Consider the following 5,972-nt stretch of genomic DNA (forward strand, 5'->3'; position numbering starts at 1 on the left):
CACAAGCAAAGGTTTTCTGCGCTTTTTATTCTTCCATTTTTTTAGTTCTTCAAACGCCATTCTATCCATAAGAATTGCTCCTTACATCTAATATACCTACAAGCAGATAATAACGTTTTTTGACCGAATATTCAATCAAAAATTGCATTTTTAGACCGATTAACGAAAAGCGAATCACATTAATAGACCGAATCGTGTCGCAAAGGCTGCGCTTTCTCCCAACAGCTTGTTAAAATATATAATAACTGACATGGAGGTGATTAAAATGGAACGAAAGCGTCTTAATAACGAGAATGAGCTGGTGTTTTTTGTTATGCTGATGGTTTCGTGTATCCTGTCATTCTTGATAGTTTGTAGACCGTTTCAAAAACAGGAGAGCAGCACAGCTGTTACTTACAGTGAGTTTAAGGAGCTGGCATCTGATCAGAAAGAAGAATTTTCTAAGCTTACCGGGCAGGAGATATATGATCTTGTAAAAGAAAGTGATGAGAGTTGGCCGGTGACTGCATATGACCTTATATCTCCAGATAATGCGAAGGAGACTATAGTCCTGTTTGATAACAATGGAGATCTTCATTTTAACCTTGCATGGCCGCACTATGGTGGTTTTTTACCCGAGAGCATAGTATCAATCAAAGAGCTTTCCGGAACAGTTGATGTGAGCAGAGACGGAGGAGATGGCGGGTATTCCATGTCCTACGGAAGAAACAAAGATGGAAGCTATCCGGATGATTCACAGAGAAGTGTCCCTAAAAGCTCTGCTACGGTTCGAACCGGAACATTGGATATCGATAAGTATAAAGAGGTAGTCGAATTAGTAGTAAGTGAAAACAGTGAAGAAGAATGATTTGCTGCGCTAACAGATATGGGCTACAACGAGGATATTGCTGCACGTTTCATAGCTGATCAGACCGCATGGCTGACACGTGATGAAGTTGCCGGACCAGATAATATTTCGGATGGTGCAGCCTCTGTAGGACACGAAGTTGAAAGCAGTTACGGCTATTATGGAGTTACTGCCCCTTGGAAAGCCGGGAACCTTGATCTCTGTGGTGGCGTCGGACAGATAAATACCGTTTTCAGTTGGGGAACCTTGTGCGATTCTGGGCTGATATATGACATTGGAGAAGCTGAAATCAAGATTGCAAGTTAAGAAGTTAGATGTACAAACACGAATGATTTATAGAAAATTAAGAGGAATAAAAAGTATTATGATTCCTTGGATTTTAGAAATAGCGTTTGTTGACAAATACGTTCAATAAAACTATTATTTTAGTTAATTCAAGCTTCCAATCTAATAACGCAAAGAGCCGTCCCTTTCTCAAGCAGGGGACGGTTTTTTGGTTTCCGTGGTTATAATTCCTAATATAAAAAAATCAAGAAGAAACTCCACCTCTTAAAAGGCAGAGTTTCTTCTTGATTTAGTGTGAGAATAGTTATGATGTCTAAGCCAATACTAGGAATCTAATAAGTTTTACTGAGGTATGATCGAGAAAAACATATCTAGCTCAGAGTCATCATTGTTAAATATGATGGTAGCATATACACCTATTACCGTCAAATTTTGACTTCTATTTCTGTCGAAATCAATATCGATTATTGCTTATAGAATACTTGTAATGTACAATAGCAGGTAGTCAAGTTCATAGGAATCATTATAAAAGTTGAAAATATTGAGAGACTTAGAAAATCAGAACTCATAGAGTACATTTATTATTTCGCTTAGACAAAGCTTCAAGTTTTAGATGGCGAATCTAGTCAGGTACTATCAATAATAATCAAATCAGTCTCATTAATGTAAATAAGATCTAGTGCAAACACCATGACAGACAAAGCAACTTATTTGAGTGCGTTATAGTCGTAAGAAGATTATAACGTGATTTTATTGAGAATGGAGAGTACTGAACTATGAGAAAAGCTGATTTTGATTATCTTGAACCAAGCAAAAGATCATGTGACAATTGCGAGTTTAACTTTGGGTATGTATGTGCCGGCTATGGGAGAAGGACCGATAATGGTGAATATACATATGGCATGTCAATGGACGAAGTTAAAAAAATGTTTACTCACGGATGTGATGACTGGGGAATATCTCTTGAAGCATTTATCGAAGTCGAAGAAGAAAGAGAACGTAATTTATTAAAAAACAAAAAATATAGAAAATAAGAAAAAACAAGCAAAAGAATTATAAGGGAATCATCCGGTGAAGTGTGGAATTGTGTTCATACATCACCGGATAATTTTATTTGTTTAAACAGTTGAGTCGATTTACGATTTTTGAAAAGGCAGGGTCTATCGAACTTGTTATTTATCGGAACCTGAATAGATTATTTCGAAAAAACGTAGCTGTATATGGTAACCGAGGATACTATTTATCAAATACTCCGTAAAATCCCTAAAACAACCGTTCAAACACTCAACCTTTAAATAATGGGACATATTTTATCAGTGTGCAGGAGAGAAGAGAATATAAATCTTTATCTGAAGGGGAGTAATACGAATATATATAAATATTATAAAATATCTGTAAATATCGATTAAATAAAGACGATAAGGGATATGTCTTGATAATGACCGCTGAGATAAATCGAAATGGTTTCCTGACCGAATAGACATGAAAATCGACCGAATAAACAGGAAATATTGTAAAGGAAATATTGACATGATAGAGTCGAATCATCAAGAAACGGGACGAAGAATCAAGAGAAGATTCTAATAACAGGAGGAAACTAAAATGGCAGATAATAAGAATATAGAGCTTAATGATGAGATGATGGCAAAGGTAACTGGCGGATCTTTTGAACCGATAACACCTTATAGTATAGGCACTAGAGTCTTTGTTAAAGGCAATGCCGGCGAGGCATATGGAGAAATAGCAGACGTACACATTCGTAATGAATTTATGGCCCTCTATGATGTTCAAATAGAAAATGGAGGAAGCCTTGTGAGAGGGATTCCTCATGAATTTATAATTTTAGCGTGAAATCAATTAGATACATGATTTTATGAATAATAAGGAGGAAACCAAGATGTCAGATAACAAGAATATAGAGCTTAATGATGAGATGATGGCTAATGCGACTGGCGGAACAGGTAATGGTTCCAATCCGGCATGGGTATTTAAAATTGGTGATTGGGTTACAATGCCTTCAAGACCAAAATACGGAAGAGGTCAGGTAAGATCTATAGAGCTAATGCCGGGAGGAAACGAAAGGAAGAGGTTAACGAGACCTTTTTGGATAAAAAAGAGGTAGAAAGTCGCGTTAACTTCTTCAGTTTGCGCCTATGTACACAGTATACAGTATACATTATTTCGCAAAACTGCTGTTTAACGAAATAATGTATACTGTATACAATGCCGAAAGAAAAATCACCGGAGGTTTATTCCTCCGGCCCTTTTATTATTTATTTCTTCTTTTACAGCTTAACATCCAATAAGTTGTCGAAGCTACTACACACGCTAAAATAATATGAATTGGCATATCATACCTCCTATGAACAATCCATTTGATACTTGCCAGTAGTTTAACATTAGATTGAAATTAATTCAATTACCTATGTTAGATTGAGTTCATCCAGAATACGCTACAGCTTCTCATAAATAATCATTTCTACAATTTCGGGCAATATACATGCTATGGCTATATAGCTAAATGATGTAATATATTTTATAATAAATAATGATGCTTTAACAACGCATTTTAACTACCCAGCTCATACATCATCCTTATGCTGCTCTTCATATGTGTTCCGATGCTGTATAGCTTGAGATATTTCACAGGAACATTAAAACTTTTGTATTTTTTATCTTCTGCTATCTTTTGTAATGCTCTATTGTTGAAGATGTCAAGGTTTTGTTTTACGTAGGCTTCCATGTCATCTATATTCAGATTCCTTCTCAATAAGATTTCTATAGCCACAAAATCGAATGTGTTCTTATCATTGTTTCCGAATTTCCGAGTAATGTCCGGAGTAGAAACCGAGATAATCGGATCAGACAATTCTTCTTTACTACGTTCTTTGAATCTGAATTCACTCTGATTCAGCTTGAGATAATGCATTGCTTCCTTCAGATTATATCTTTTCTCATTCTTTGCAATCCTCGTAAAGAAAATATTTGAATTACAGAACTTTTTTGGCTCTTTAAAATTCTGTATTGTCTGGTTGTATACCTTCGCATATTCGTATTCCATGCCAACAACCAATAACTTCTCGTAAAGATTATTTATTTCTTCGTTATATATCCCGGATGAATCTTCAACAACATAAAAGGGTTTATTAGTTGCGTGGTATATAAGGACTATAGCCTCATCCAAAAGTTGTTCGAGATTTTCGTTGATTAAACCTCTTATATGAGGTGGTGCTGATTTTCTATCCAGTTTATCTTCAGATAAAACACATACTTTTACACTGTAAGTAGGATGTATTCCTTCTGAATAAATTGTCACTGTGACAAAAACAACATCTGAATTTTTTGTATTATACTCACAATGCAAAGTAATCTCATTATATTTATCTATTTTGTCTTTAATCCATTGAACCATAGCGTCCTCAATACAAATGCTTTACTCGTTGGCTTTAGTTTACCACAGTCCTGAACCAAGAAGTAGTTCCTGGATTCTGATGTAAATAGGTAAATTGTTGCTTATTAACAACTAGCTTACTTCTTCATTGAAATCCTTTATCAATTTCTTTAGTTGATAGCTCACATCAACGCCTGCCCTATCGCAAGATGCTGAGAATTCATCCATCAGATCTCTTTTGATCTTAATATTTCTGTATTCACTTGCTTCTTTTATTCTTTCATCTCTTTTTTTGAGTAGTTCCCATGTAACAACTGAAGCAGTTGTTGTGACCATAGTTTTTAATATATCCATGATATTCATCCTTTCGTCTATTAGATTAACTTTGTTCCTTGTATTGTCAGCATATTGATAATTTGAGGAGATTGGAATCTCCTTTTTCAATTAACATAAAAAGTTGCTCTACTCTTCTATGCTGTCTCTTTCTCTGAGCCTTTGCTTCATGACGGGCATACTTCTTGCTTGAGAACCTGAAATTCTTCTCGCCACGTTCCATTGCAGCCTTATACCTGTCATGCTCATAAATGTAGTTGAGATACCCGCTGATCATATGGCGAGATTGTGCATCAACTTGCCTGTGATAAGGTTCGTTCTCCGGATGATCAAAATCCAGAGGCGCAGAAATTGTGTTTCTGTGGTAGAGAACTATATCCTCAAATCTTTTTGAATATACAAGTTTCCAGCAGCCAATCTCTGTTTTCACATACAAAACTCCATCTATGAACTTGAAATCCATCTTTTTGTTCTTTCTGTAGTATTCGATGGTGTTTTGCTCTGTTCTGTAATGGTATGACATTGAATTACAACATTTACAGATGCGGTATCCTCTTATCTGAGCATCTTCTTTTGCTAAGGACATACGGTTCTTTGGGGACATCATTTTTACATAGTGACAATTCGGCTTGTGGTAAATCCTGCTGTCAGCATCCATGCTTAATACTCTTTCGGTTTTCATAGGAATCCTTTCCTGCCAGTTGGCAAATTGTGTAAACTACGCTGAGTAATGTGTGATTACTCTTTCAATGATTAAAGTCTACATCATGGCAGGGAGAAAAAATTGTACATAAATATAGAACATAAGTTTACGGTATTAAAAAAATCAATCTATCATTGGAACTAAAAATCCTTCACCTAAAACAGAATTCTGGTTTAGGTGAAGGATTTATGGGCTTTTCAGGCACAAAAACGCGCCAAAATGGTTAAAAATAGTACTTAGGTGCAGATTAAAGGGACACATAGTTTGCACCGGTTCTAAAATAAAGGACTTCTTTAAAACATTTTTCAAGTAGACCTATTACGGAGCCTTTAACAATTGTTAGAAATGATAGTCTTATATAGTGCTTCAGCTAATGCCTCATGCCCCTCCGGAGCCAAATGTAAAGAATCTTC

Annotated in this window: 8 protein-coding genes; 5 read left to right on the plus strand and 3 right to left on the minus strand. The window is 35.7% G+C overall.

The genetic code is table 11. The features are described 5' to 3' along the window. Positions 1 to 265: 265 nt before the first annotated feature. The 5 genes from BLV86_RS16910 to BLV86_RS16930 all read left to right on the plus strand — a co-directional run bounded on the left by BLV86_RS16910 (position 266) and on the right by BLV86_RS16930 (position 3,254). Positions 266 to 847, plus strand: coding sequence for a hypothetical protein (locus BLV86_RS16910; protein WP_090819917.1), 582 nt, complete (start codon positions 266 to 268; stop codon positions 845 to 847). Between the two features lie 18 nt (positions 848 to 865). Further along, positions 866 to 1,153, plus strand: coding sequence for a hypothetical protein (locus BLV86_RS16915; RefSeq protein WP_090819920.1), 288 nt, complete (start codon positions 866 to 868; stop codon positions 1,151 to 1,153). A gap of 755 nt (positions 1,154 to 1,908) precedes the next feature. Next, on the plus strand, positions 1,909 to 2,166 hold the full coding sequence (locus BLV86_RS16920; protein ID WP_090819923.1) for a hypothetical protein: 258 nt from the start codon (positions 1,909 to 1,911) through the stop codon (positions 2,164 to 2,166). Between the two features lie 568 nt (positions 2,167 to 2,734). Next, a complete protein-coding gene (locus tag BLV86_RS16925; RefSeq protein WP_090819926.1) occupies positions 2,735 to 2,983 on the plus strand; it encodes a hypothetical protein in 249 nt (82 codons plus the stop codon). A gap of 46 nt (positions 2,984 to 3,029) precedes the next feature. Next, positions 3,030 to 3,254: a hypothetical protein gene (locus BLV86_RS16930; RefSeq protein ID WP_090819931.1), complete on the plus strand. Its 225-nt coding sequence runs from the start codon at positions 3,030 to 3,032 to the stop codon at positions 3,252 to 3,254. A 447-nt stretch (positions 3,255 to 3,701) separates the two neighbouring features. Here BLV86_RS16930 and BLV86_RS16935 read toward each other — a convergent pair whose 3' ends face one another. The 3 genes from BLV86_RS16935 to BLV86_RS16945 form a co-directional block, all read right to left on the minus strand. Further along, on the minus strand, positions 3,702 to 4,544 hold the full coding sequence (locus BLV86_RS16935; RefSeq protein WP_090819934.1) for a hypothetical protein: 843 nt from the start codon (positions 4,542 to 4,544) through the stop codon (positions 3,702 to 3,704). Positions 4,545 to 4,655: 111 nt separating this feature from the next. After that, positions 4,656 to 4,877: a hypothetical protein gene (locus BLV86_RS16940; RefSeq protein ID WP_090819937.1), complete on the minus strand. Its 222-nt coding sequence runs from the start codon at positions 4,875 to 4,877 to the stop codon at positions 4,656 to 4,658. A 46-nt stretch (positions 4,878 to 4,923) separates the two neighbouring features. Then, a complete protein-coding gene (locus BLV86_RS16945) occupies positions 4,924 to 5,538 on the minus strand; it encodes a hypothetical protein (RefSeq protein WP_090819940.1) in 615 nt (204 codons plus the stop codon). Positions 5,539 to 5,972 lie beyond the last annotated feature (434 nt).

The organism is Oribacterium sp. KHPX15, from assembly GCF_900107835.1.
Lineage (GTDB): Bacteria > Bacillota > Clostridia > Lachnospirales > Lachnospiraceae > Oribacterium.

Coding starts and splice junctions, on each gene's coding strand:
- BLV86_RS16920 (WP_090819923.1), top strand. CDS start 1,909: ATGAGAAAAGCTGATTTTGATTATCTTGAACCAAGCAAAAGATCATGT.
- BLV86_RS16935 (WP_090819934.1), bottom strand. CDS start 4,544: ATGGTTCAATGGATTAAAGACAAAATAGATAAATATAATGAGATTACT.
- BLV86_RS16945 (WP_090819940.1), bottom strand. CDS start 5,538: ATGAAAACCGAAAGAGTATTAAGCATGGATGCTGACAGCAGGATTTAC.
- BLV86_RS16910 (WP_090819917.1), top strand. CDS start 266: ATGGAACGAAAGCGTCTTAATAACGAGAATGAGCTGGTGTTTTTTGTT.
- BLV86_RS16925 (WP_090819926.1), top strand. CDS start 2,735: ATGGCAGATAATAAGAATATAGAGCTTAATGATGAGATGATGGCAAAG.
- BLV86_RS16940 (WP_090819937.1), bottom strand. CDS start 4,877: ATGGATATATTAAAAACTATGGTCACAACAACTGCTTCAGTTGTTACA.
- BLV86_RS16930 (WP_090819931.1), top strand. CDS start 3,030: ATGTCAGATAACAAGAATATAGAGCTTAATGATGAGATGATGGCTAAT.
- BLV86_RS16915 (WP_090819920.1), top strand. CDS start 866: ATGGGCTACAACGAGGATATTGCTGCACGTTTCATAGCTGATCAGACC.